Annotated in this window: 22 protein-coding genes and 1 pseudogene; 15 read left to right on the forward strand and 8 right to left on the reverse strand. The window is 69.0% G+C overall.

Annotation, left to right across the window (positions count from 1 at the left end):
- The 3 genes and pseudogenes from J8I35_RS04815 to J8I35_RS04825 form a co-directional block, all read left to right on the forward strand.
- Window positions 1-823, forward strand: a pseudogene (locus J8I35_RS04815) (DUF802 domain-containing protein); the annotation flags it as partial.
- 3 nt (window positions 824-826) lie between these two features.
- Window positions 827-1,471 carry an OmpA family protein gene (locus J8I35_RS04820; RefSeq protein WP_050014458.1) on the forward strand — a complete coding sequence of 215 codons (645 nt, stop codon included), beginning with the start codon at window positions 827-829 and terminating at the stop codon, window positions 1,469-1,471.
- Window positions 1,468-2,085 carry a DUF2894 domain-containing protein gene (locus J8I35_RS04825; RefSeq protein WP_050014459.1) on the forward strand — a complete coding sequence of 206 codons (618 nt, stop codon included), beginning with the start codon at window positions 1,468-1,470 and terminating at the stop codon, window positions 2,083-2,085. Before J8I35_RS04820 ends, J8I35_RS04825 begins: the two co-directional genes overlap by 4 nt.
- 33 nt (window positions 2,086-2,118) lie before the next feature.
- On the opposite strand, the gene J8I35_RS04830 is transcribed toward J8I35_RS04825, so the two are convergent.
- Window positions 2,119-2,691, reverse strand: coding sequence for an NADPH-dependent FMN reductase (locus tag J8I35_RS04830; RefSeq protein ID WP_209924649.1), 573 nt, complete (start codon window positions 2,689-2,691; stop codon window positions 2,119-2,121).
- Between the two features lie 52 nt (window positions 2,692-2,743).
- Window positions 2,744-3,448 (reverse strand): histone acetyltransferase, encoded by a 705-nt coding sequence (locus J8I35_RS04835; protein WP_209924650.1) that lies wholly within the window; start codon window positions 3,446-3,448, stop codon window positions 2,744-2,746.
- Here J8I35_RS04835 and J8I35_RS04840 point away from each other — a divergent pair.
- Entirely contained in the window at window positions 3,447-3,695 is a 249-nt protein-coding gene (locus tag J8I35_RS04840; RefSeq protein ID WP_209924651.1) for a hypothetical protein, read from the forward strand. The genes J8I35_RS04835 and J8I35_RS04840 overlap by 2 nt on opposite strands.
- A gap of 327 nt (window positions 3,696-4,022) precedes the next feature.
- Here J8I35_RS04840 and J8I35_RS04845 read toward each other — a convergent pair whose 3' ends face one another.
- The gene (locus J8I35_RS04845) at window positions 4,023-5,306 is read right to left on the reverse strand and encodes an isoprenylcysteine carboxylmethyltransferase family protein (RefSeq protein WP_209924652.1); all 1,284 of its coding nucleotides are present in this window, start codon (window positions 5,304-5,306) and stop codon (window positions 4,023-4,025) included.
- Between the two features lie 127 nt (window positions 5,307-5,433).
- Window positions 5,434-7,464 (reverse strand): collagen-like triple helix repeat-containing protein, encoded by a 2,031-nt coding sequence (locus tag J8I35_RS04850; RefSeq protein WP_209924653.1) that lies wholly within the window; start codon window positions 7,462-7,464, stop codon window positions 5,434-5,436.
- A gap of 363 nt (window positions 7,465-7,827) precedes the next feature.
- Here J8I35_RS04850 and J8I35_RS04855 point away from each other — a divergent pair, with 363 nt between their 5' ends.
- Window positions 7,828-8,226 (forward strand): carboxymuconolactone decarboxylase family protein, encoded by a 399-nt coding sequence (locus tag J8I35_RS04855; protein WP_050014467.1) that lies wholly within the window; start codon window positions 7,828-7,830, stop codon window positions 8,224-8,226.
- A 57-nt stretch (window positions 8,227-8,283) separates the two neighbouring features.
- On the opposite strand, the gene J8I35_RS04860 is transcribed toward J8I35_RS04855, so the two are convergent.
- From J8I35_RS04860 to J8I35_RS04870, 3 genes are read right to left on the reverse strand one after another with little or no spacing between them, the layout of a single operon-like run.
- Window positions 8,284-9,267 (reverse strand): alpha/beta fold hydrolase, encoded by a 984-nt coding sequence (locus J8I35_RS04860; RefSeq protein ID WP_124595489.1) that lies wholly within the window; start codon window positions 9,265-9,267, stop codon window positions 8,284-8,286.
- A 7-nt stretch (window positions 9,268-9,274) separates the two neighbouring features.
- Window positions 9,275-10,876: an NAD(P)/FAD-dependent oxidoreductase gene (locus tag J8I35_RS04865; protein WP_089489055.1), complete on the reverse strand. Its 1,602-nt coding sequence runs from the start codon at window positions 10,874-10,876 to the stop codon at window positions 9,275-9,277.
- Window positions 10,873-11,775, reverse strand: a complete 903-nt coding sequence (locus J8I35_RS04870; RefSeq protein ID WP_209924654.1) for an SDR family NAD(P)-dependent oxidoreductase — start codon at window positions 11,773-11,775, stop codon at window positions 10,873-10,875. Before J8I35_RS04870 ends, J8I35_RS04865 begins: the two co-directional genes overlap by 4 nt.
- A gap of 87 nt (window positions 11,776-11,862) precedes the next feature.
- Here J8I35_RS04870 and J8I35_RS04875 point away from each other — a divergent pair, with 87 nt between their 5' ends.
- The 3 genes from J8I35_RS04875 to J8I35_RS04885 all read left to right on the forward strand — a co-directional run bounded on the left by J8I35_RS04875 (window position 11,863) and on the right by J8I35_RS04885 (window position 13,208).
- Window positions 11,863-12,519, forward strand: coding sequence for a TetR/AcrR family transcriptional regulator (locus tag J8I35_RS04875; protein WP_209924655.1), 657 nt, complete (start codon window positions 11,863-11,865; stop codon window positions 12,517-12,519).
- 90 nt (window positions 12,520-12,609) lie between these two features.
- Window positions 12,610-12,882 (forward strand): type II toxin-antitoxin system Phd/YefM family antitoxin, encoded by a 273-nt coding sequence (locus tag J8I35_RS04880; RefSeq protein WP_209924656.1) that lies wholly within the window; start codon window positions 12,610-12,612, stop codon window positions 12,880-12,882.
- Window positions 12,879-13,208: a type II toxin-antitoxin system RelE/ParE family toxin gene (locus J8I35_RS04885; RefSeq protein WP_124639326.1), complete on the forward strand. Its 330-nt coding sequence runs from the start codon at window positions 12,879-12,881 to the stop codon at window positions 13,206-13,208. The genes J8I35_RS04880 and J8I35_RS04885 overlap by 4 nt, the downstream gene beginning before the upstream one ends.
- A 24-nt stretch (window positions 13,209-13,232) precedes the next feature.
- Here the strand turns inward: J8I35_RS04885 and J8I35_RS04890 are convergent, their stop codons facing one another.
- Window positions 13,233-14,192 (reverse strand): LysR family transcriptional regulator, encoded by a 960-nt coding sequence (locus tag J8I35_RS04890; RefSeq protein WP_124639324.1) that lies wholly within the window; start codon window positions 14,190-14,192, stop codon window positions 13,233-13,235.
- A gap of 126 nt (window positions 14,193-14,318) precedes the next feature.
- Between J8I35_RS04890 and J8I35_RS04895 the strand changes: the two genes are divergently transcribed.
- The 7 genes from J8I35_RS04895 to J8I35_RS04925 all read left to right on the forward strand — a co-directional run bounded on the left by J8I35_RS04895 (window position 14,319) and on the right by J8I35_RS04925 (window position 23,736).
- Complete coding sequence (locus J8I35_RS04895) at window positions 14,319-14,963, forward strand: glutathione S-transferase (protein ID WP_209924657.1); 645 nt, start codon at window positions 14,319-14,321, stop codon at window positions 14,961-14,963.
- A gap of 35 nt (window positions 14,964-14,998) precedes the next feature.
- Entirely contained in the window at window positions 14,999-17,062 is a 2,064-nt protein-coding gene (locus tag J8I35_RS04900; protein ID WP_209924658.1) for a pyridoxamine 5'-phosphate oxidase family protein, read from the forward strand.
- A gap of 120 nt (window positions 17,063-17,182) precedes the next feature.
- Window positions 17,183-17,386: a DUF2970 domain-containing protein gene (locus tag J8I35_RS04905; RefSeq protein WP_006486164.1), complete on the forward strand. Its 204-nt coding sequence runs from the start codon at window positions 17,183-17,185 to the stop codon at window positions 17,384-17,386.
- A gap of 620 nt (window positions 17,387-18,006) precedes the next feature.
- On the forward strand, window positions 18,007-20,238 hold the full coding sequence (locus tag J8I35_RS04910) for a TonB-dependent siderophore receptor (protein WP_209924659.1): 2,232 nt from the start codon (window positions 18,007-18,009) through the stop codon (window positions 20,236-20,238).
- A gap of 59 nt (window positions 20,239-20,297) precedes the next feature.
- Window positions 20,298-20,930: a nicotinamide riboside transporter PnuC gene (gene pnuC, locus J8I35_RS04915; RefSeq protein ID WP_050014479.1), complete on the forward strand. Its 633-nt coding sequence runs from the start codon at window positions 20,298-20,300 to the stop codon at window positions 20,928-20,930.
- Window positions 20,931-20,962: 32 nt separating this feature from the next.
- The gene (locus J8I35_RS04920) at window positions 20,963-22,153 is read left to right on the forward strand and encodes a phosphotransferase (RefSeq protein WP_124595485.1); all 1,191 of its coding nucleotides are present in this window, start codon (window positions 20,963-20,965) and stop codon (window positions 22,151-22,153) included.
- A 272-nt stretch (window positions 22,154-22,425) separates the two neighbouring features.
- On the forward strand, window positions 22,426-23,736 hold the full coding sequence (locus J8I35_RS04925) for a TolC family protein (RefSeq protein WP_209924660.1): 1,311 nt from the start codon (window positions 22,426-22,428) through the stop codon (window positions 23,734-23,736).
- Window positions 23,737-23,759 lie beyond the last annotated feature (23 nt).

Here is a 23,759-nt window from a genome sequence, read left to right on the forward strand (position 1 = left end):
ACGCTCGAACGATTTGCTGTCGACGATTCGCGATTCGCATACGGGCCTGCAATCGCAACTGGCTGCACGCGACGAAGAACGTCTGTCGGCATGGAACGATTCGCTTACCGCGATGGCCGCCGCGCTGCGCGACGAATGGGCGCAGACGAGCGCGCAAGCCGCCGCGCGCCAGCAGGACATCTGCGACACGCTGACCCGCACCGCGAACGCCATCACCGCGCAGGCGCAGGTGCATGCGAGCGACACGATCAACGAAATCTCGCGCCTCGTGCAGGCCGCGTCGGAAGCGCCGAAGGCCGCGGCCGACGTCGTCGCCGAGCTGCGCCAGCGCCTGTCCGACAGCATGGTGCGCGACACCGCGATGCTCGACGAACGCAGCCGCCTGCTCGCGACGCTCGAAACGCTGCTCGGCGCGGTCAACCACGCGTCGACCGAACAACGCACCGCGATCGACGCGCTCGTCAGCACGTCGGCCGATCTGCTCGACCGCGTCGGCGCGCGCTTCAACGACACCGTCGACGCCGAAACCCGCAAGCTCGATTCGGTGGCCGCGCAGGTCACGGCGGGCGCCGTCGAAGTGGCGAGCCTCGGCGATGCGTTCGGGATGGCGGTGCAGGTGTTCGGCGAATCGAACGACAAGCTGCTGACGCATCTGCAGCGCATCGAGGCCGCGCTGGAGAAATCGCTCGCGCGCAGCGACGAACAGCTCGAGTACTACGTCGCGCAGGCGCGTGAGGTGATCGACCTGAGCGTGATGTCGCAGAAGCAGATCGTCGACGACCTGCAGCAGCTCGCCGGCCGGCGAGCGCCCGTCGGAGCGTAACGCATGCACGACGAAATCGACGGCGGCGCGCAATCGGCGCCGGTGTGGCCCGCGTTCGCCGACCTGATGTCGGTGTTGCTCGGCGCGTTCGTGCTGATCCTCGTCGGCGTGATCGGCATGCAGCTCCAGCTCACATCGAAGCTCGAGGAAGCGGTGCGCGCGCGCCAGCTCGAGGCGCAGCAGCGCAAGTCGCTCGAACAGGCGCTCGCCGGGCCGCTCGCGGCCGGCCGCGTGACGCTCGTGAACGGGCGCATCGGCATCAGCGGCAACGTGCTGTTCGCCCTGAACTCCGACCAGTTGCAGCCCGCGGGCCGCGACCTGCTGAAGACGCTGGCGGTACCGCTCGCCACCTACCTGAAGACGCGCGACGAGATCCTGATGATCAGCGGCTTCGCGGACGACCAGCAGGTGCACGCGGGCAACCGCCTGTTCGCGGACAACTGGGAACTGTCGGCCAAGCGCGCGTTGACGGTCACGCGCGCGATGATCGATGCCGGCGTGCCGGCCTCGTCGGTGTTTGCGGCCGCGTTCGGTTCCGAACAGCCGGTCAGCTCGAATGCGGACGATGAAGGCCGCGCGAAGAATCGCCGCGTGGAGATCGCGCCGGTGCCGCGCAAGTCGGCGTCGAACGGAGGAAAGGCCAAGTGACGGGCGAAGCGACGCACGCGCGCGCGACGCTCGACGCATGGCGCGAGCAGGGCGCAGACCGGCTCGATCCGGTGCGCTTTCACCGGATCGACGCGCTCGAGAAGCGCGCGGCCGTGCTCGATGGCGACGCGCGTGCGTTGCTCGATGCGCGACTTGCAACGCTGATCGAAGGGTTTGCGGAGATCGTCGCGCGCGCCGGTGAAGCCGCAGCCACGTGTGAGACGTCGGCAGGTGCGCCCGCGCGCGGCGCGCTTGCCGCGCTCGTCGCAGGGCTCGGCCGCGATGCGCAGGCCGACCGGCGCGGGCTCGATCCCGAACTGGTCGACTACTTCCGCGCGATGTGGTCGAAGGTCCGCACTGAGCAGCAGTATCGCCAGTCGCTCGACCAGGTGCCGCGCAACGCGGGGCCGCTCAATTCGAACAGCCTCGTGCACCGCTCGCTCGCGACGATGCGCGAGCTGTCGCCGGAATACCTGCAGCAGTTCCTGTCGTACGTCGATGCGCTCGCCTGGCTCGAGGATCTCGCGGGCGGCGGCGCGCAGCCCGAGAAGGAAGCGCCGCGCGCGAAGGCGGCCAAACCGGCGAGAAAGACGACGCGCGCGAAGGCGCGATAACGCCACGGCGCACGCGTTCAGCGTGTGGATCGCTTAGTGGTCGGCAGTCGGGGCGTCGATCGCCGTGCGCAGCGCGTGCAATGCTTCGACGAGTGCCGACGCGAACGGCGGATGTGCGGCGATGCCCGCCGCGTCGAGCTGGCTGCCGAGGATCGGCAGCGCGATCGATGCGTCTTCGACGATGCGCGCCGACATCACCGACAGCGTTTCGCGCAGCGCCGCATCCGCATGCGTCGCGCGCGGCGACGCGTTCAATACCGCGACCGGCTTGTCCACGACGGCCTCGCATCCCACGACCCAGTCCAGCGCGTTTTTCATCACGCCCGTCACACCGTGCGCGTATTCGGGGCTCGCGATCAGGATGCCGTCGGCCGCGTTCAGGCGGTCGATCAGATCGCGCACCGCGGCGGGCGTCGGGTATTCGGCATCGGGATTGAACAGCGGGAATTCGCCGAGACGATCGAAGCGCGTGATGCGCATGCCGTGCGGTGCGACGCGCGCGGCTGCGTCGAGCAATGCGGCGTTGTACGACTGTGCGCGCAGGCTGCCGCATAGCGCGACGATGTCGATGCGGCGCTGGGAAGCGGTTCGGGTTTCGTTGGCCATCGCGGAACGTGGGTAGGTGGCTCGCGCGGCGGCGGCGCGCGGCTCCGGCGAATTATCGCATCGGTGCGTGAGCCACATGAGTCACGTGAGCCGCGTGAGCGACGAGCCGCGCGTGGCCGACGCTCCGCACGGGATGTCGTTCGTGTTCGCTGCGCCGCACATTCGCGTTCGCATATTCGGCGGCATCGACGCCGGTCATCCCGACCGCACGCGCGAATTCTCCGATTCCCCACCCATTCCCGAGCAACAGCCGCCGCGTATGCAGCGCACCGTGCACGTCGTCGGCGACGGTTTCGCCGAGATAACGCAGCGCGCGACCTTCGACATCGACGAAGCCATGCGCGTAATCCCGCGCGAGCGCCGTCCACAACTGCGCGGCGCCGACCGACTGGCGCGCGCCGCTGATCAGACACAGGCCCGCATCGAGCCCCCATCGATACAGCGTCGTCGCAAGGCCCTTGCGTTGGGCAGACCCGCGCAGCCGCGTATGCGGCGCGCGCAGGTAGCGGTCGGCGCGGCGCGGGAGTTCGGGAAGCCGGTTGAACACGGTATAGCCGGCGAGCTGGCGGGCCGCCGGATCCTCGACGTAAAGGAAGTATTCGCCGTCCGCTTCGCGGTGGCGGACGACCAGGCCCGAGCGGCCGAGCGCGACGGCCGACAGTCCGTACAGGCGATGGCGCGGCTGATGCAGGCGGTCATAAAGGGTGTCGAGTTCGTCGTCGATGTCGTGTTGGGAATGCTGTACGTCGATACGCATGGCAAAAGGCGCCCGTCTCGGGCGCATCGAGAAAGGGGTTCATGACAATGGGGAAATAGAAATGGAAGCGGCCCCCGGGCTCGGCGAAGCGAGCCGGGGCCGCGAATCAGCTGGGAATGTGCTGGAAACCGGCGGCGATCGCGGCGAGGCCCGCGATGCAGAGTGCGAACAGGATCAGGACTTTGTGGATCACGCCTCTTTCCTCTTGAATGCGCGGCGCCGGCGGGCGGCGTTGCGGAGACGGTGAGCGGCGGGCACGGCCCGCACGGCCGTCGTGCGGGACGACGGTCGGCGTCCGGGCGGCAGGCGCACGCGGACGGTCAGCACCATACGCGACGGGCAACGAGCGGGCAATCGGACTGGCGGAGAAAAGCGATGAAACGCGACGAATCGCGGTGTTTCGCGACAATTGGCCGCATGGGGCGCGTTGAAACGTCCGGAGATCCACGCGAAAGCGCATCGTCAACCGGCAGCGCGCGTACGTGCAAACGTGTCGTTGCGGGGGCGAACGCCGCGACAGGTCGACATCCGCGCGGGGACAGGAGCGGCGTGGACGACCGCCCCGGTTGACGCGTCAGACCGCCAGCCGCCCCCCGAACGCGCGCCGGATTCGCGCGAACAACCCGTGTTGCGCGATCCACTCCGCATACGCGCGATAGTCGGGATCGCGCATCAGGTGACGCTCTTCCGTCTTCGCGCGCGTGTAGTAGATCAGGTTGACCGCGACGAGCCCCGCGCAGTGCATGAGCCCGATCTGCCAGCCGAGCGGTTCGACGAATGGCACCGACACCATCCAGTACGACAGGTTCTTCGTGATGTACGCCGGATGCTTCGTGAAGCGGTACGGGCCCGACGTGATGATCCCGCGGTTGGTGAGGTTCGAGAACCGCAGCCCGAACGAGATCGTGCACAGCGCGTAGGTCAGCAGCAGCAGGATGATCGTCGTGCCCCAGATCACGCGCAGCGTCGGCGCCGCCAGCAGCCAGTTGTCCCAGAACATCGAGCCTTCGTAGCGGATGTAGTTGTTCGAGATCAGCGACCAGAACGGCTGGTAGCAGATCAGCGCGGCGACCCAGCCGAGCGTCGTCGGCTCGACGGTGCGCACGTGGCTGTCGAGGATGCGGAACGTGCACAGGTAGCCGACGGTGCCGAACATCAGGTCCATCGTGAACGACAGGTCGTACATGAACACGAAAGCCGCGATCGTCGTCGGCGCATGCATCGCGTTCGCGAGCGACGCGCTCAGGTGATCGGCGTCCTTCGACAGGTAGACGGTCATCAGCGGCAGGAAGAACGCCTTCACGCCCCAGCCGGCCAGCATCTCGCGCACCGGCTTCCAGCTCGCGGGCCGCTCGCGGCGGAACAGGAAGCGGCCCCACAGCAGATACGCGTCGTCGGTCTCGCGCTGGTGGCGGTCCATCCACGCGAAGTAGAACGGCGCGGCGACGATCACGTACGGCGCGAGCGAGCGCAGCAGCGACCAGAACGGCAGGTAGAACGCGCCGTGGTATTCGGGCAGCAGCCAGTAGATCGCGCCGATACCTGCGTAGATCGACGTCAGCGCGCCGAGCCGCGTCGCCACGCGCGCGATGCCGAGCGGCCGGACGGCCTGCCGCGACAGCCCCGCGCTCGGGCGCAGGTAGACGTGCGAGATGAAGAGTTCGTGCAGCGCGATCGTGCCGATGATCGCGAGGCTCGCGATGACCGCGCGCGTGGCCGCGTCGAGGGCCGGGTGGTCGCGCGTGACCCACAGCGCGAAGAGTCCGGCCGCGATGCCGAGCAGGCCGGCGCGCAACGGCGTGGCGGAACGGGGTGGGCGGTCCGGGGCAGCGACGATGCCGTCGAGCGTGGAGTTCATGATCGGATCCTCGTAGGGATGAGGGCCGGCGCCCCCGCTTGGCGGGTGACGCCGGCCGTCGGCCGGGCTGTTTATGGATGCGCGCCCGGCCATTGGCCTGTCGTTCTGATACGTGTTGCGTTGACGCTTACTTCTTGGTGACGCCGCCCAGCAGACCGCCGAGCAGGTTCGTCACCGGCGACAGCAGGTTGCCGGTGCCGCTTGCGGTGCCGCCGCTCGTGCCGCCGGTCAGGCCGGTCACCACGGAGCCGCTGCCGCCCGGCGTCGTCACGGTGCCCGTTGCGCCGCCAGGGCTGACCGTGCCGATGGCGCCGGCCGAGCCGGCCGGCGTGCCCAGCGCACCCGTGAGCGTGCCGACCGGGCCGCTCGTCAGCACGCCGCCGAGCGTGCCGGACAGGTTGCCGCCCGGCGTCGTGACGGTGCCGGTGAGGCTCGCGCCGAGCGGCGTCAGGGAGTTGACGAGGTTGGTGACCGGCGCGAGCAGGCCGCCGACGCCTGCGCCGCTTGTCCCACTCGTCCCGCTGGTGCCGCCGGTGCCGCTCGAGCCGATGCTGCCGAGCGCACCCGTCACCGTGCCGAGCAGGCCGGTGATCGGCGCTAGGGGGCCGCCGCTGGTACCGCTCGTGCCGCCTGAGCCGCTCGAGCTGCTGCCGCCGCCGAGTGCGCCCGTCAGCGAACCGAGCACGCCCGTGATCGGCGCGAGCGGATTGGTGCCGCTGCTGGAGCTGCCGCTGGATAGCAGGCCGCCGGCCGATGTCACCGTGTTGCCGAGCTGGGACACGCTGCTGCCGGCGCTCGTGCCGACCGGATTGCCGGTTGCGCCGCCGACCTGCGAACCGGCGAGGCCGAGGCCGCTGCCGAGCGTGCTCAACAAGCCGCTGAGCGGGGCGCCGAGCAGGGTCGCGTTGCCGAGCGTCTGCGTGACGCCCGGCGTCGTGACGCCGCCGGTCAGCGTGTTCGTGATCGGGTTGATCACGCTGCCGAGCTGCGTCTCGAGTTGCTGTACCGGCGCGCTGTTCAGCGCCGTGTTCAGCGCCGATGCGGTCGAGTTGACCGCGGTGCCGACCGTGTTGACGAGACTGCCGACGAGGGTCGTCGCCGGCGCGAGCGGCGACAGCGGACCGGTGCCGAGGCTCGTCACGGCATTGCCGAGGCTGTTGACCGCGCCGCCGGCGCCGGTCAGCAGGCCGGTGGTCGACGTGAGCGTCGGCCCGAGCGGGTTCGGCGACACGCCGATCGAACCGAGGCCGGCCGCGACGCCGTTGCCGAGCGATTGCACGCCGTTGCCGAGGCTGCTGACCGCGTTGCCGACGCTGTTGACCGTCGTCGCGTTCGTGCCGGGAATCTGCACACCGCCGATCTGACTGCCGCCGTTCACGACCGTCGTGCCCAGCGCCGTCACGAGGTTGCCGGATTGCTGAAGGACATTGCCGAGGGGGGTGACGCTGGTGCCGGAGGTGCCCGAAGTGCCCGAAGTGCCGGACGTACCCGAGGTGCCGGACGTACCCGAGGTGCCGGAAGTGCCCGACGTGCCGGAAGTGCCCGACGTGCCGGAAGTGCCCGAGGTACCGGAAGTGCCCGAGGTGCCCGAGGTGCCCGACGTGCCGGAGGTGCCGGAAGTACCCGAGGTGCCAGAGGTACCCGACGTACCGGAAGTACCCGAGGTGCCGGAAGTACCCGACGTACCGGAAGTGCCCGAGGTGCCGGAGGTGCCCGACGTGCCGGACGTACCGGAGGTACCCGACGTGCCAGAAGTACCCGAGGTGCCAGAAGTACCCGAGGTGCCAGAAGTACCCGAGGTGCCAGAAGTACCCGAGGTGCCGGAAGTACCCGACGTACCGGAGGTACCCGAGGTACCGGAAGTACCCGACGTACCGGAGGTGCCCGAGGTGCCGGAAGTACCCGACGTACCGGAGGTGCCCGAGGTGCCGGAAGTACCCGACGTACCGGAAGTACCCGACGACCCCGAACTACCGCCGCCCGACGTCCCCGACGAACCGCCGCCCGACGTCCCGGAAGTCCCCGACGTGCCGCTTGTCCCGGACGTGCTCGGCTTGATGGTCGGCGTCGTCGGCCCATCGACCGAGCCGCAGCCGTACAGCGCGAGCAGTGACGAGACGGCCATCGTTACCGTCGTCTTCTTGATGAGAATGTGCATGTTGGCCTCGACATTGGAAGTGTGTCCCAGCCTTCACTGCAAATTCCGCGCCACGGCGTGTTTCGCGAAACGGTGTCGCGATTTGTTGCGGGAATCGGGGCTATCGATGCGATTTAAACGGAGGAATGGCGGTTTCGCGCGACAGGCGCGCGTGATCCCCGAACGTCGCCGCTGCGATGTTCCCGTAAGGCGCCGTAACGCGCGACGGGATGTTACGTAGCGTTCGACCGCACGTGACGCGCACGGCCGCGAACCGAGGCCCGCATCTTTGACGAAACGCGTCGTCCCGCCGAACATGACGCGAACCCCCCGGCCGCCGGCGGCGGCGCAGCGGCCACGACTCCAGACCACGAGGACACCGACATGAGCGAACAGGACAGGGAATACGGCAAGGCGCGGCGCATCGACGTGATGGGCGAGGCGTTCGTCGAGCGCGCGATGAGCGATCTCGACGGATTCTCGCGTCCGCTGCAGGACTGGCTGAACGAGCATGCGTGGGGCAGCACGTGGCAGCGGGGCGGGATCGACCTGAAGACGCGCAGCCTGTGCACGTGCGCGATGCTGGCGGCGCTCGGCCGCAGCACGGAACTGAAGGGGCACATTCGCGGCGCGCTCAACAACGGCGCGAGCCTCGTCGAGATCCGCGAGGTATTGCTGCACAGCGCGCTGTACGCCGGCGCGCCGGCCGCGGTCGAGGCGTTTCGCAGCGCGCGCGAGGTGCTGTCGGAGCGCGGGTTGTCGCTACCCGACGACGAAGCCTGATTCCGTCGCGGCGTCGGCTGCCCGCCACGGAATCGGGCCGCGCTTCGCCGCCGCGATCTACGCGATGCGCACGGGCTGCGCCGCCACGTCGACCGGCGCGGCGGCGACTTCGAGGAGCCAGTCGGCCGTCGCCTCGGGCATCGTGACCGGCAGCATGTGCCCGCCCTCGACCACCTTCAGCCGCACGCGCGCCGATTTCTTCGCGAGCGCATCGCCGTGCTCGCGCCAGTTCAGGATCGGATCGGCGTGGCCGTACAGCACGTCGACCGGCAGCGCGAGCTCCGCGTAGCGGCGCGCCATCGCAGGCAGGTCGACGGGCGCCGACAGCAGGTCCGTCGCCGTCGCGTAGAACACGTGCGGGCGCATCCCGAGCAGGCCGCCGCCCTTGACCGGGAAGTCGCGCGGCACGTCCTCCGGCGCGAACACCTGGCGCACGGCCTGGCGGCCCGTCAGGATCGTCAGCGGGATCGCGAAGGTCCACGACACGAAACGGCGTACGAGCGGCGACGGCAGCATCAGCGGCTTGAACGGCGCGGGCGGCTCGGTCTGCTCGTGCGACAGCGGCGCGATCAGCGCGAGCCGGCTCACGCGGTCCGCATGGTTGAGGCCGACCGCGAGCGCGATCGCGCCGCCGAGCGAGTGGCCGACCAGCACGGGCTTGTCGAGCTGGAGCGCGTCGATGAACGCGGCGACCGTGCGGGCCTGCGCGAACACGTTCGCCTGCGAGGCCGCGCCGCGCAGCGAGCGGCCGGCGCCCGGGCGGTCGATCAGGATCACGCGATGCTGCTGCGCGAGCCGCGTGAGCGGCAGGTACGCGAAATTGCGCCATTGCCCCGCGAGCCCGTGGACGAACACGATCGGCGGGCCGTTGCCGTATTCGACGTAGTGGATACGATCGCCGTCGATGTCGACGAAGCGGCCTTCGGGCGGAAACGCGCGCGTCACGCGACGGGCCACGTAGCCGGAAAACAGCGCGAGCGCGGCGAGTACCGCGACGACGCCGAGCAGCACGTTCTGGATCAGGTGGAGCGTAGGAGTCATGTCGGCCTCAGCGGGTGTCGAGTGCGGGTTCGGCTGCCGGCGCGGCGGCGGCCGGGCCGGTTTTTGCGCGGCGTTCGAAATGCATCGCGGAATCGGCGAGCGCGCTGAACTTCAGCGACGCGAGATCGAGCACGTAGTTCTGATGAAATTTCCACGGCTTGCGGTGCCCCTGTTTCGGCAGGATGCCGGCCGCGCGCTGGATGTAGCCCGAGCTCAGGTTGACGGCCGGCACGTCGCCGAGATCGCCCGCGCCGAGCCGCGGCACGCACGTGTCGTAGCCGTTCGCGCGCATGTGGTTGAGCAGCCGGCACACGTAGCGTGCGATCAGCTCGGCCTTCAGCGTCCACGACGCATTCGTGTAGCCGAACGACGACGCGAGGTTCGGCACGTCGCTGTACATCATCCCCTTGTACGACACCGTCTCCGGCAAATCGACCGCGCGGCCGTCGACCGTCACGCGCGCGCCGCCGAGCATCTTCACCTTCAGCCCGGTCGCGGTGACGATCACGTCCGCGTCGAGCTGCTGGCCGCTCTTCAGCTGGAGGCCGGTCGGCGTGAAGCGTTCGATCTCGTCGGTGACGATCGATGCGCGGCCCGCGCGGATCGCCTTGAACAGGTCGCCGTTCGGCACGAGGCACACGCGCTGGTCCCATGGCATGTAGCGCGGCGTCAGGTGCTTCGCGACGTCGAAGTCGGGGCCGAGCTGCCGGCTGGCCGCGCGGATGATGAATTGCTTCGTCCGGTCGGGCTTGCGGCGCGACACGTTGTACAGGTACATCGTCAGCAGCACGTTCTTCACGCGCACGAGCCGGTGCGCGAGCCGCGACGGCAGCACGCGGCGCAGCGCGTTCGCGATCTTGTCGCGCGCGGGCAGCGACACGATGTAGGTCGGCGAGCGCTGCAGCATCGTCACGTGCCGCGCGTCGGCCGCCATCGACGGCACCAGCGTGACGGCCGTCGCGCCGCTGCCGATCACGACCACGCGCCGGTTCGCGTACGACAGGTCCTTCGGCCAGTGCTGCGGATGCACGAGCTTGCCCTCGAACGTGTCCATGCCTCGCCAGTCGGGCAGGTAGCCGGCATCGTAATCGTAGTAGCCGCTGCACATGAACAGGAAGCGGCAGGTGTAGACCAGCGTGTCGGTCGCGCCGTCCCGCGTGCGCTCGACGCGAACCGTCCAGCGCGCGCGGTTCGAATCCCAGTCGGCCGCGACGACCTTCCGGCCGTAGCGGATCGTCTTGTCGATGCCGTAGGTGCGCGCGGTGTCGCGGATGTAGTCGAGGATCGTCTGGCCGTCGGAGATCGCCTTGTCGCTGTGCCACGGCCGGAAGCTGTAGCCGAGCGTGAACATGTCGGAATCCGAACGAACGCCCGGATAGCGGAACAGGTCCCAGGTGCCGCCGATCGCGTCGCGCGCCTCGACGATCGCCACGCTCGCATGCGGGCAGCGCTGCTTCAGGTGATACGCGGCGCCGATGCCGGACAGGCCGGCGCCGACGATCAGCACGTCGAGGTCGCGAAGGTCGCGATCGTCGCGGTTATCGCCACTGTCGCGGCGGGCGTCGGAGGCGGGCGGCGCGTCGCGCCGGTCGGTCGTCGTCGAGATCATGCGGGGTCCTGGGTCGGCGTGGTCGGGCGCGCGGCCGGCGCGTGCGCGCGTTCGAGGTTGCGTGCGCGGGCGCGGCGCACGTGGCGCAGCATCAGCCACTGGTAACCGGCGCCGAGCAGCCGCGCGATCCGGTCGAGCCGGCGCGCGTCGGCGCCGACCAGCACGCGGCGCGCATTGCGCTCGACGCCCGCGAGGATCTGCCGCGCGGCCTCGTCGGCCGTCGTCGCGTTGATCAGGCGGTTGGCCTGGCGGCGATGGGTCGCTTCGTCCTGGCCCGTCAGCGCGTGGATGCTGGTGTCGACGCGGCCCGCATCGACGATGTTCGTCGCGACGCCGCCCGGATGCACGCAGGTCGCGCTCACCGGCGCGCCGTCGAGTTCGAGTTCCATCCGCAGCGCCTCGGTGAAGCCGCGCACCGCGAACTTGGTCGCGTTGTACGCGCTTTGCGTCGGCATCGCGACGAGCCCGAACAGGCTCGACGTGTTCACCACGTGGCCGTCGCCCGACGCGCGCAGATGCGGCAGGAACGCCTGCGTGCCGTGCACGACACCCCAGAAGTTGATGCCGACGATCCATTCGAGATCGGCGAGACGCGCGGTTTCGGCGCTGGCGGCCAGCGACACGCCCGCATTGTTGAAGATCAGGTTGGCCTTGCCGTGCTCGGCGCGAACGAAATCGGCCCACGCGAACACCGCGTCGCGGTCGGCGACGTCGAGCCGCCGCGTGCTCACACGCACGCCGTGCTGCGCGCAGGCGGCCGCCGTGCCGGCTAACCCGGTTTCGCTGACGTCGGCGAGCGCGACCTCGCAGCCGCGCCGCGCAAGCTCGACCGCGAGGCTGCGGCCCATGCCCGAACCGGCGCCCGTGATCGCGGCGACCTTACCGGAAAACCCCTTCATTCGTCGTCCTCCCGTTCCGCTTGCGCCGCACCGGCGGCGCATCTATTGTGGTGTTGATCGTCACCACTTTAGTTTTCGGGTGTCCTGATGTCAAATAGCGGAATGGAGAAAGCACTCGAAACGGAAAAAAAGGGCCGGTCGTATGGCGGCGTGGCACCCGAGGTGCGGGCCGCCGAGCGGCGCGACGCGTTGATCCGCGCGGCGACGCGCGTGTTCGGCACGGTGGGTTTTCGCAAGGCGACCGTGCGGTCGATCTGCCAGGAAGCGAAGCTCAACGATCGCTATTTCTATGCGGCCTTCGACAGCACCGAGGATTTGCTGCGCTGCACCTACCTGCATCACGCGCAGCAATTGCATGACGCGGTCGCGCAGGCGGTCGCCGCGCGCGGCGGCGATCTGCGGGAGCGCGTCGACGCGGGGCTCGCGGCGTTCTTCGCGTTTTTGCGCGACCCGTGCGCGGCGCGCGTGCTGCTGCTCGAGGTGATGGGCGTGAGCGCGGATACCGACATGACGTATCAGCGCATGCTGATCGACTTCGGCAAGCTGATCATGGCGATCGGCGCGCCGGGCGAGGCCGCGACGCCGGCAGAGCGCACCGAGCAGCGGCTGATCGGGCTCGCGCTGGTGGGCGCGATGACGAACGTCGGCGCGGCGTGGCTGCTGACCGACTATCGCGATCCGGAGGCGCTGATGATTTCCAGTTGCAGGAAGGTGCTGTTGGGGACGTTGCAGGCGCGCGACTAGGGACGCGCGGGAAAACGGGGCTCATTGGCCGGATGAGACCAAATTCGGACTATAATCAGTCTTGTTATGGACTGGCACAGGACGTGTTCCATGAAATTCTCTACCCAGGTCAAGCCCATCAGCTATCTCAAGAGCCACGCCGCCGATATCGTCAGGGACATCTCGGAAAGCCGCGAGCCGATGCTGATTACCCAGAACGGAGAGGCGAAGCTCGTTGTCATGGACGTCAAGTCGTATGAGGAGCATGAAGAGACGCTTGCGCTTCTTCGGCTGCTTGCACTCGGCAATCGGGAGATCGCGCAGGGCCACTTCCGTCCAGTCGAGGATGTCTTTGCGGACCTCGACAAGGACGACGATCAATGACACTGCGGGTTGTCGTTCTTCGTTCGGCGGAAGAAGATCTGAAGAGGTTGAAGCGCTATCTCGTATCGAATTTCGGTTCGGCTACCTGGCAAACGAGCTACCGGCAGATCAAGGACGCCATTGCATCGATTCGCGCTTTTCCGAATCACGGCAGGATTCCTGATGAACTCGCGAATATCAGCCTCGGTCAGTATCGCGAAGTCATAGCCGGAATAAACCGCATCATTTATGACGTGCGAGGCGACACCATTCACGTGCATATCGTTTGCGATACGCGCAGGGATCTGAAGTCCTTGCTGATGAGGCGGCTTGTGGTCGCTCATTGAGCGCGATCGCCATTCTTCCTCGTTTCACGATCCCGCTCTCCGTGGTTTCGAACTTGCGCGCCGGATAATCGGTGCCGCCGCCGTCACCCCGATCCTCGCCTTCATCGCCTCGATGAACGCCCGCACCTTCGGCGAAGGCAGCCGCGTCGACGGATACACCGCATGGATCCCGGCCGGCGCCGTATGCCAGCCCGGCAGCAGCCGCACGAGCCGGCCGGCCGCGACGTCGTCCGCGGTCGAGAAATCCGTCAGCAATCCGAAGCCGCCGCCCGCGAGTACGATCGCGCGGCACGCGGTCGCGGTGTTCGACACGACCGGCGCGACGCAGCGCACCGACGCGCGGCCGCCGCGCACGTTATCGAGTTCGAGCGTATGCGGGCGCGGCAGCGACGACAGCATCACGAACGGCAGCGCGGCGAGCGCATCGGGATCGCGCGGCAGCCCGTGTCGCGCGACGAACGCCGGGCTCGCGACCAGCCATTTCTCGTACGTGCCGAGCTGCACCGCGCGATAGTTGGAATCGGCGAGGCGGCCGATGCGGATCGCGACGTCGAGGTTGTCCGCGACGAGATCGACGACGCGGTCGTTCGCGACGAGTTCGACGGCGAGCGCCGGATGCCGGTCGCGCAGCGCGACGACGGCCGGCGCGACGATCAGTGCGCCATAGTCGATCGGCACGCTCACGCGCAGCGTGCCGCGCAGCGGCCCCGCGTCGGACGACACAGCGTCGAGCGCGGCTTCGGTCGCGCGCACGATGTCGCGGCACGCGTCGTAGAACACGCGTCCGGCGTCGGTCACGCTCAGCCGCCGCGTCGTGCGCACCAGCAGGTTCGCGCCGACCTCGGATTCGAGGCGCTGCATGTGCGTGCTGACGACCGTCTTCGCCAGGCCGAGCCGCTCGGCCGCGGCCGTCAGCGAGCCGGCGTCGACCACCGCGACGAAGATCGCCAGCCGGTTCAGGTTCACGTCGCGCAGATCGGCCATCGTCGATTGTCCTATGGAAGCGGATAATGTTTCAGTGATTATCCATCTTCTGGCGACGAACGGCGAGCGTTACGCTGGAGCCGTTCGTCGCCGATCCCCGGCGGCGCGAGATTCCGGAGTGTTTTCATGTCTGCCGCCAGCAAACCCGCCTCGCCGATCCGCGTCTATTCGTTCGTGCTGTCCGGGCACGCGCACCGTGTCCGGTTGTTCCTGTCGCTGCTCGGGTTGCCGTCGAAGACCATCGACGTCGATCTCGCGGCCGGCGCGCAGCGCGAACCGGCGTTTCTCGCGTTGAATCCGCTCGGGCAGGTGCCGGTGATCGACGACGGCGGCACCGTGATCGCCGATTCGAACGCGATCCTCGTGTACCTCGCGAAGCGCTACGGCGATGCGCACTGGCTGCCGGACGACCCGGTCGGCGCGGCCGTCGTGCAGCGCTGGCTGTCGTACGCGGCCGGCCCGATCGCATCGGGCCCCGCGGCCGCGCGGCTCGTGACCGTGTTCGGCGCGCAGCTCGACCCGGAAGCGGCCAAGCGCACGGCCGCGAAGGTGCTCGACGTGATCGATCGCGAACTGGCCGGCAAGCCGTTCGCGGCCGGCGCGCAGCCGACCATCGCGGACATCGCCGCGTACACGTACATCGCGCACGCGCCGGAAGGCGGCGTGTCGCTCGAACCGTATCCGCACGTGCGTGCTTGGCTGGCCCGTATCGAGGCGTTGCCGGGCTTCGTCGCGATGCCGACGACGCGCGCGGGCCTGCTCGCCGCTTGACGCTCACTGCCGCCGCGCTTGTTCAGGAGAACGTGATGAATGCGCCGACCGCCGTCGTACCGGGCTGGGAACTCGATACCGCGCCGTTTCACGCGGGCGAGCTTGCCGTGCAGCAGCGCGCAGGCGTGACGGACGCGGCGGGCGCGGCCGGCCGGCGCGGGATCCGGCGCTTCATGCCGGACCAGCACCGGACGTTTTTCGCGCAACTGCCGTTCTTCGTGCTCGGCGGCGTCGATGCAAGCGGCCAGCCGTGGGCGACGCTGCGGGCCGGTGCGCCGGGTTTCGTCACGTCGCCGGACGCTCGCACGCTGCGCATCGCGGCGCGCGCGCTGCCGGGCGATCCGCTGGCCGGCGCGTGGCAGGCGGGCGCACCGCTCGGCGGGCTCGGGATCGAATTCGATACGCGGCGGCGCAATCGCGTGAACGGCGTCGTGCGTGCGGTCGACGGCGATGCGCTGACGATCGCGGTCGAGCAGAGCTTCGGCAATTGTGCGAAGTACATTCAGGGCCGCAAGCCGACTTTCGTCGCGCGGGACGTCGGGGCGTCCGTCGCGCCGGACGTATCGGATGCGCTGAGCGACGCGGACCGCGCGCTGCTCGCGCAGGCCGATACGTTCTTCGTCGCGAGTGCGAACACGTCGGCGGAGGCGGGCGCGGCGCGCGGCGCGGACGTGTCGCATCGCGGCGGGATGCCTGGCTTCGTGCGCGTCGACGATGCGCGCACGCTGACGACGCCCGATTTCAGCGGCAACCGGTTCTTCAATACGCTGGGCAACCTGCAGCACGATCCGCGCGCGGGGCTGCTGTTCATCGATTTCGACACCGGCGATGTGCTGTATGTCGCCGCGCACGCGGAGATCGTGTGGGACGGGCCGGTCGTCGCATCGTTCGACGGCGCGCAGCGCGTCGTGCGTTTCCACGTGCGGGAAGTGCGGCGCATGCGGGCGGTGCTGCCGTTCCGGTGGTCGGCCGTCGAGCGGGCGCCGCAGTTCGCGGCGATGGCGGCGGCGGTGAGTGGCGGGGCGGCAGCGGCCGGATCTGCGCCGTCCGCGCCCGCATCCGCATCGGCGCCCGCATGGCGGTCGCTGCGCATCGCGAAGATCGTCGACGAAGCGCGCGCGATCCGGTCGTTCCATTTCGAACCGGCGGATGGCAGCACATTGCCTGCGTACGAAGCCGGTCAGCACCTGACGTTGCGCATCGCGCTGCCGGGCAGCGACGCGCCGACGATGCGCAGCTACACGCTGTCCGACGCGCCGGGCGGCGCACACTACCGGATCACCGTGAAGCGCGAAGGACGCGTATCGGCGTGGCTGCACGATCATGCGCAGGCCGGCATGACGCTCGACGCGCAGATGCCGCGCGGACGCTTCACGTTCGATCTCGCAAGCCCGCGCCCGGCCGTGCTCGTGTCGGCCGGCATCGGCATCACGCCGATGGTCGCGATGCTGCGCCGGGCACTGGCCGACGACACGCCGTCGCGTCGTGTCGTGTTCGTGCACGGCGCCCGCGAAGCGGCCGACCGGCCGTTCGCCGCGGAACTGGTGCGCATCGCGGCCACCGATGCACGCGTGTCGCTTCACTGGTTCGACAGTCATCCTCAAGAAGGCTCGGGTGCGCGGGCCGGTCGCATCGACATCGGGCAATTGAAGCGGGCCCTTTCATTCGACGATTACGATTTCTATCTGTGCGGGCCGTCGGCATTCATGCGCGACCTGTACGACGGGCTGCGCGCGCTGAACGTGCCGGACGAACGCATCCGGTTCGAGGCGTTCGGGCCGTCGAGCGTTTCGCGCAGTGCAACCCGGGCAACTGCCAAGCCTGCGACGGAAAGCGTGCCGGTCGTGTTCCGGCGCACGGCACGCGAAGCCGCGTGGACGCCCGCCGACGGCACGCTGCTCGAATTCGCGGAAGGGCAGCGCGTGGCCGTGCCGTCCGAATGCCGCGCCGGTTCGTGCGGCACGTGCGCGACGCGCGTGCTGTCCGGCGCGGTGGAATACGAGCAAACGCCCGATGCGGCGGTCGAGCCCGGCTGCGCGCTGCTGTGCGTCGCGCGGCCCGCGCAAGGCGCGACGGAGCCGCTCGTACTCGACCGCTGACGTGCGTGCGACATGCCGCCGCAGATGGCCTGCTGCGCGAAAAGCGCACGCAACTGCTGCTTTTTTCGAATGCCGTCCGGATCGACGATAGCGTCAACCGATTCGATAAAGGAGCCCATCATGAAACTGCTCGGCATGGTCCGCCTGGTCCTGTGGAGTTTCTTCGGCGTGCGCAACAGCAAGGCGCACGCGACCGATCTCGCGAACGCCAACTTCACGCTGCTGCCGTTCGTCGCGATCCTGCTTGCGCTGCTGGTCGGCGCGGTCATTTACGGCGTCGTGCATCTGGTCGTCGATCCGACCGTGACGATGCAAGGGTTCTGAGCGAACGGCTGATGAACCGGTCGCGGGTCGCCATGCCCGCTCCGGTTCAAGGTCGCCCGACCGGCGGAGGATGACGCTGGTATCGGCGGCCGACACGTACGACGCGCATCGCGACCGAATCGCCGCCGTCGCCGCCGTTATCGCGCCGCCCAAGCCGTCTGTCCCCGTTCCCCTTTTCCCCCGTCCTCCGTTCCGCCCGATTCCGCGGCCCTTCGTCGCGCCCGGGGTAAAATGCGCGCCACGCCGCGATGTCGCGCGACGGACAGGCCGCCGTTCCGATGAACGGCCGGCCCGACTGCCCGCCGCCCGAACCGGGGCGTTCGAAGCGTCCCCCGCATGACACGACCGCGCGACGCAGCCGGCCGCCCGACAGGCACCCGACGAACCCGTCGGCCGCTGCATCGGTTTGCGGCGCGTCATCCGAATCCGATGTCCCATCCTGCGTTGTCCCGACCGGCCGGCCCGCTTGCACGCCGCAGGGTCGGGTTCGTCCGATGAATATCGTGTCGACGGAACGCGTCCGGCGACGGGCGCGGCGGCGTTCGCTGACGCGCGCTTCGCAGCTTCCTAACGGGTTTCGGGTTTCGACAGGTCGAATGGCGAGTTTTCCATCCAGAACAATGACGGTGAATAGAACAATAGCGGCACGCGCACGTCGGCGGCGCGCGAAGGTCGGGCTCGGTGTCGGTCTCGGCGTCACGCTTTTCGCGGCGCAGGCCGCAGCGGCTCAGGGCGACACACCTGCGTCAGGCGCCGATGCAACCGGCAGCGCGACGCTGCCCGCGATCACCGTGAGCGGCGAGCGCGGCCACGCGTTGCGCGCGCGCGAAGCGTCGGTCGCGGGGCTCGACGACGCGCCGCTGCGCGACACGCCGGCGTCGGTGAACGTCATCACGCGCGCGCTGATCGACGATCAGCAGGGGAAGCGGCTGAGCGACGTGGTGCGCAACGATGCGTCGGTCGTCAACGACTATGCGCCGGTCGGCTATTTCGAGGGCTTCGCGATCCGCGGCTTTCCGGTCGATCTCGCGAGCGCGATCCGGATCGACGGGCTGACGGTGTCCGGCGAGCAGAACGTGCCGCTCGAGAACAAGGAGCGCGTCGAGATCCTGAAGGGGCTCGCGGGCATCGACAGCGGCGTCGTCGCGCCGGGCGGCGTGATCAACTTCGTGACCAAGCGCTCCGCGAACGTCGCGAGCGTGACGGGCGGCGTCGACAGCCGCGGCTCGACGTCGGCGGCCGTCGATCTCGGCCGCCGCTTCGGCCCGGACAATCAGTTCGGGTTCCGGATCAATGCGGCGAAGGAGAACATGCACTCGTATATCGACGGCACGAACGGACGACGCACGTTCGGCTCGATCGCCGCCGACTGGGACATCAGCCCCCGCGCGAGCCTGCAGCTGAACGCCGAATTCCAGCAGTGGATCCAGCGTTCCGCACCCGGCTACCAGTTGCTCGGCGGCACCGTCGTGCCGTCGGTGAAGACGACGTCGAAGGCGCTCGGCACGCAGCCGTGGGCGAAACCGGTGACGACAGATGCGCTGAACCTGAACGCGCGTTTCGACTACCAATTCAACGACGACTGGAAGGCATACATCGCCGCGGGTCGCAGCCGCACGATGATCGACGACAACAGCGCGTTCGCGTACGGCTGCTCGTACGCGGCGAGCTGCGCGGCCGGCGCGACGTCGCCGTTCTTCTTCGGCGCGAACGGCGACTACGACGTGTACGACTTCCGCAGCCCCGGCGAATACCGGCGCAACGACGATCTGCGCGCGGTCACGACCGGCAAGTTCGCGACGGGGCCGCTGCGGCACGAACTGACGCTCGGCGTGAGCGTGCAGCGCCGCGTCGTGCACATGGCCGACGCCGTGTACGACTATGTGGGCAGCGAGAATATCTACGGGCCGGACCTGACTTTCCCGCCGTCGCCGAATGCGCCGGGGCCATCGTATCCGCGCCTCGACGCATGGCAGTACGGCGTGTTCGGCCTCGACCGCATCAGTATCGGCGAACACTGGCAGGTGCTCGCGGGCGGCAAGGAAGTGCTGCTGCGCCAGCGCAGCTGGAGCAGCCTCGACGGCGAGACGACGCATACCGACCGCTCGGTGTTCCTGCCGCAAGTCGCGCTCGTCTACAAGCCGGTGAACATGCTGTCGCTGTATGCGTCGTACAGCAAGGCGCTGTCGCTCGGCGACCAGGCGCCGGTGCGCGCGACCAACGCGTATGCGTTCCTGCCGCCCGTCGAATCGCACCAGATCGAGGTCGGCGCGAAATACGACTGGATCGACCGGCTGAGCCTCACGGCCGCGGTGTTCTCGATCAGCAAGCCGTTCCAGTTCGCCGACCCTGACGCGTCGGGCAGGTCCTACACGTTCGTGCAGCGCGGCACGCAGCGGCACCAGGGGATCGAACTCGGCGCGGCCGGGCGCGCGACCGAGCGATTGGGGCTCACGGCCAGCGTCGCGGCGATTCGCGCCCGGGCCTACGATTCGGGGTCGTCCGCCTACGAAGGGCACCAGATCATCAACGTGCCCGCGCTGCGCGCGTCGCTGTATGCGGACTACGCGGTGCCGGGCGTCGCGGGCCTGAACGTGCTCGGCGGCGTGGAATACAGCGCGGCGCGCAACGCGAACGAGGAAGGCACAGCGCGCGTGCCGTCGTGGTTCGTGTTCAATCTCGGCGCGCGTTATACGACGAAGATCGGCGGCCATCGTACGGTGTTGCGCGTGTCGGTGGACAATCTGTTCAACAAGTTCTACTGGCGCGACGCAGGCGAGCAGCAGGGCGATGCATACCTGTTCCCGGGTGCGCCGCGCACCGCGCGCGTATCGTTGACCTATGATTTCTGACCGACCGGAACCGGCCGCGTGACGCGCGGCCCCGGCAGCCCACCAGGAGAGCACAGACGATGTCCCCCCTCGAAATCGCCGGCGTGATCGTCAGCGCGCTCGCGATCTGGCTGACCGCGAAGCGGCGCATGCTGTGCTGGCCGGTCGGCCTCGCGTCGGTCGCGCTGTACGGCTGGATCTTCTTCGATGCGAAGCTGTACTCGGACATGCTGCTGCAGGGCGCGTTCGCGGTGCTGCAGGTGTACGGCTGGCAGCGCTGGCTCGCGCAGCGCGCGAGCGAGGCCGGCGGCGAGGCGGCGCCGGCCGGCGACGTCGCGCCTGTCACCGGCGTGCGGCCACTCACGATGCTGCCCGACCTGATCGCGGCGGTCATCGGCAGCGCGCTGCTCGGCGGGATGATGGCGCGCTGGACCGATGCGGCGCTGCCGTTCGTCGATGCGTCGCTGACCGCGTTCAGCCTCGTCGCGCAATACTGGACCGCACGGCGTTACATCGCGTCGTGGGGGCTGTGGATCGTCGTGAACGTGGTGTACGTCGGGATGTTCGTGTTCAAGGAACTGTATCTGACGGCCGGCCTGTATGCGCTGTTCATCGGGCTGGCCGTCGTCGGCTGGCGCGACTGGAGCCGGACGGCCGCCGCGTTGCGGGCAGCATCGGGCGGCCCGCTCGCGTCGGGCGGCGGCACACGCTGATTCACGGATTCAACCACGGAGCAACGCCGTTCATGTCATTCCCCCTCGAGCCGGACGGCCCCCTGTCGCGCGACGTCGCGCCGCCGCAATTCGGCGTGGACGGCGAGCAAGCCGAACGCGACTGGCCGCTGATCACGCACGACGAAGTGGCGGCCGTGCTCGCGCGGATCGACGGCGTGGGGGAGCCGGTGCGGCTGACGTGGCACAGCCCGCGGCAGTTCGCGGCAGCGGTGCTCGTGCGGATGGCGGACGGCCGCGGGTTGTTCGTCAAGCGACATCACGCAAGCCTGCGCGATGTCGAGGGGCTCGAGGAAGAGCATCGTTTCATCGCGCATCTGCGCGAACGCGGGATGCCGGTGGTGGACGTGCTGGCCGATCGTCACGGTGCGACCGCGTTTGCATCCGGCGAGTGGACGTACGAGGTGCATGTGCTCGCGCCCGGTGTCGATCCGTATCGCGGCGTGATGTCGTGGCAGCCGTTCACGCATCCGTCGCATGCGTACGCGGCCGGCCGCGCGCTGGCCGAACTGCATCGCGCGGCGGCCGGCTACGATGCGCCCGCGCGGCCGGTGCGGACGCTGCTGTCGAGTTTTCGCGTGCTGTCGTCCGCCGATCTGGCGGGTGCGCTCGAACGCTGGGTCGATGCGCAGCCGTTGCTCGTGCGCGCGCTCGGCTCGCGTGACTGGCGCGGCGATGTGGCCGACGCGATCGGGCCGTATCACGCGCGCCTCGTGCCGTTGCTGCCCACGTTGACGCCGCTGTGGACGCACGGCGACTGGCATGCGTCGAACCTGCTGTGGACCGATGCGGGGCCTGGTGCGCAGGTGCGGACGGTGCTCGATTTCGGCTTGTCGGACCGCACTTGCGCGGTGATGGACGTCGCGCTCGCGATCGAGCGCAATACGGTCGACTGGATGGCGCCGGCCGATGCGCGGCGCGTGGAATACGACCAGATCGACGCGCTGCTCGACGGCTACGAATCGCTCGAACCGCTGAGCGACGATGCGTATGCGGCGCTGGTCGCGCTGCTGCCGATCGTGCATACGGAGTTCGCGCTGTCGGAGGTTGCGTATTTCGGCTGCATCATCGATGCGCCGGCGATCGTCGATATCGCGTACGACAGTTACCTGATCGGGCATGCTCGCTGGTTCGGCGAACGCGACGGGCGGCAACTGCTCGACTGGCTCGTGCAGCGGCGGCGGGGGAAGCAAGGGCGCGTTTGATTCTCGAGAATGCGCGGATAGTTTCCTTGGCTCGGCGATTGACGTATCGCTCGAATCGAACGGAACATCGAAATCTCGTCCGGATAGATTCGGTGTGCCGTCGCACGCGAGCGGTGGAGGTACACGGGTCAACGCGCTCGAATCCGGTCAGATATGCACGCTGGGTCGGCGAGTACATCGCGCCCAACATGACGGAAATATCATCTTCGCCTCATGTTCGCACTGCGGCCGGTCCGTAGCATCGGTCGCGAACCGTTACCGCAGAACCGAACATGCTCAAGCTCAACCTCGCCGCGGCCATCGTCTTTGCGATGGCCGCGACGGCTCATGCGCAGCCCTCGCTGTCGCCGGCTCCGGCTGCCGCCGCCGCGCCGATCGGCGCACCGCCATTCGACGCACTTCCAGCATCGTCACTGACGCTATCCGATGCGCTCGCGGTCGCGGCGCGAAACAATCCGGCGCTGCGCGGCGCGCGCGCGGACGTCGCTGCATCGGCCGGCGCACTGATGCAGGCCGGCGCGCGCCCCAACCCCGAAGTGTCGTTCCTGCAGGAAGGCTTCAGCCGCGCCGAACGCACGTCGACCGCGCTGATTAACCAGACCATCGAACTGGGCGGCAAGCGCCGCGCGCGGCTCGACGTCGCATCGTATGGCCGCGAGGCGGCCAACGCATCGCTCGACGACCAGGGCGCGGCCGTGCGCGCCGATGTGATCGCCGCGTTCTACGGGCTGCTCGCCGCGCAGCGTCAGCTTCAGGTGACCGAGGAGTCGGCCGCGATCGCCGCGCGCTCCGCGGATCTCGCGCGGCGCCGCGCGCAGGCCGGCAAGGTGTCGCCCGTCGAGGCGACCAAGGCGCACGTGGCGGCGGCCGGCGTGCAGATCGAGGTCGTGACCGCGCGCGGCCGTGTCGACGTCGCGCGCGAAAAGCTGAACGCGGTGATGGGCGAAGCGCGCAACGACCGACTCGCGGCGCGCGGCGACCTGGAAACCGTGCCGCCGGTCGAGCCGCTGTCCGCGCTGACCGCGCAGCTCGACGATGCTCCGCTCGCGCGGGTTGCGCGCGCCGAAATGCTGCGCTCGAACGCGGCCGTGTCGCTGGAGCGCGCGCGGCGCATGCCGGACGTGACGGTCAGCGCGGGCGTGAAGCGCGTGACCACGGGCGGCGTGCCTGACAACCAGGCGGTGGTCGGCGTGTCGATCCCGATCCCGCTGTTCGACACGAACAAGGGTGCGTTGCTCGAGGCGACGCACAAGGCCACGCGCGCGAACGCCGATCTCGATCGCGAACGCACGCGCTTGCGGCTGGAGCTGACGCAGGCATACGCGAATTTCGAGGCCGCCGAACAGGAAGCGCAGCGGCTGAAGTCCGACATCCTGCCGGCCGCGCGTCTCGCGCTCGATGCGATGTCGCGCGGCTACGAACTCGGGAAGTTCGGCTTCCTCGACGTGCTCGACGCGCAGCGCACGCTGTTCCAGGGTCAGTCGCAATACGTGCGTGCGCTTGCCGACGCCCATGCGGCCCGCGCCGACATCGGCCGGCTCGTCGGCACGCCGCTCGCATCGCTTGCACCGGTCGCGCAATAGCGCAACGGACGCCTCTTTTACCT

Origin of the sequence: Burkholderia sp. CpTa8-5 (genome assembly GCF_017815045.1) — a bacterium.
GTDB classification, from domain to species: Bacteria; Pseudomonadota; Gammaproteobacteria; order Burkholderiales; family Burkholderiaceae; genus Burkholderia; species Burkholderia sola.

Bases quoted from the DNA above. Each gene is read 5' to 3' on its own strand.
- J8I35_RS04820 (WP_050014458.1), top strand. From the start codon at position 827: ATGCACGACGAAATCGACGGCGGCGCGCAATCGGCGCCGGTGTGGCCC.
- J8I35_RS04830 (WP_209924649.1), bottom strand. From the start codon at position 2,691: ATGGCCAACGAAACCCGAACCGCTTCCCAGCGCCGCATCGACATCGTC.
- J8I35_RS04840 (WP_209924651.1), top strand. From the start codon at position 3,447: ATGGCAAAAGGCGCCCGTCTCGGGCGCATCGAGAAAGGGGTTCATGAC.
- J8I35_RS04835 (WP_209924650.1), bottom strand. From the start codon at position 3,448: ATGCGTATCGACGTACAGCATTCCCAACACGACATCGACGACGAACTC.
- J8I35_RS04845 (WP_209924652.1), bottom strand. From the start codon at position 5,306: ATGAACTCCACGCTCGACGGCATCGTCGCTGCCCCGGACCGCCCACCC.
- J8I35_RS04850 (WP_209924653.1), bottom strand. From the start codon at position 7,464: ATGCACATTCTCATCAAGAAGACGACGGTAACGATGGCCGTCTCGTCA.
- J8I35_RS04855 (WP_050014467.1), top strand. From the start codon at position 7,828: ATGAGCGAACAGGACAGGGAATACGGCAAGGCGCGGCGCATCGACGTG.
- J8I35_RS04860 (WP_124595489.1), bottom strand. From the start codon at position 9,267: ATGACTCCTACGCTCCACCTGATCCAGAACGTGCTGCTCGGCGTCGTC.
- J8I35_RS04865 (WP_089489055.1), bottom strand. From the start codon at position 10,876: ATGATCTCGACGACGACCGACCGGCGCGACGCGCCGCCCGCCTCCGAC.
- J8I35_RS04870 (WP_209924654.1), bottom strand. From the start codon at position 11,775: ATGAAGGGGTTTTCCGGTAAGGTCGCCGCGATCACGGGCGCCGGTTCG.
- J8I35_RS04875 (WP_209924655.1), top strand. From the start codon at position 11,863: ATGTCAAATAGCGGAATGGAGAAAGCACTCGAAACGGAAAAAAAGGGC.
- J8I35_RS04880 (WP_209924656.1), top strand. From the start codon at position 12,610: ATGAAATTCTCTACCCAGGTCAAGCCCATCAGCTATCTCAAGAGCCAC.
- J8I35_RS04885 (WP_124639326.1), top strand. From the start codon at position 12,879: ATGACACTGCGGGTTGTCGTTCTTCGTTCGGCGGAAGAAGATCTGAAG.
- J8I35_RS04890 (WP_124639324.1), bottom strand. From the start codon at position 14,192: ATGGCCGATCTGCGCGACGTGAACCTGAACCGGCTGGCGATCTTCGTC.
- J8I35_RS04895 (WP_209924657.1), top strand. From the start codon at position 14,319: ATGTCTGCCGCCAGCAAACCCGCCTCGCCGATCCGCGTCTATTCGTTC.
- J8I35_RS04900 (WP_209924658.1), top strand. From the start codon at position 14,999: ATGAATGCGCCGACCGCCGTCGTACCGGGCTGGGAACTCGATACCGCG.
- J8I35_RS04905 (WP_006486164.1), top strand. From the start codon at position 17,183: ATGAAACTGCTCGGCATGGTCCGCCTGGTCCTGTGGAGTTTCTTCGGC.
- J8I35_RS04910 (WP_209924659.1), top strand. From the start codon at position 18,007: ATGACGGTGAATAGAACAATAGCGGCACGCGCACGTCGGCGGCGCGCG.
- pnuC (WP_050014479.1), top strand. From the start codon at position 20,298: ATGTCCCCCCTCGAAATCGCCGGCGTGATCGTCAGCGCGCTCGCGATC.
- J8I35_RS04920 (WP_124595485.1), top strand. From the start codon at position 20,963: ATGTCATTCCCCCTCGAGCCGGACGGCCCCCTGTCGCGCGACGTCGCG.
- J8I35_RS04925 (WP_209924660.1), top strand. From the start codon at position 22,426: ATGCTCAAGCTCAACCTCGCCGCGGCCATCGTCTTTGCGATGGCCGCG.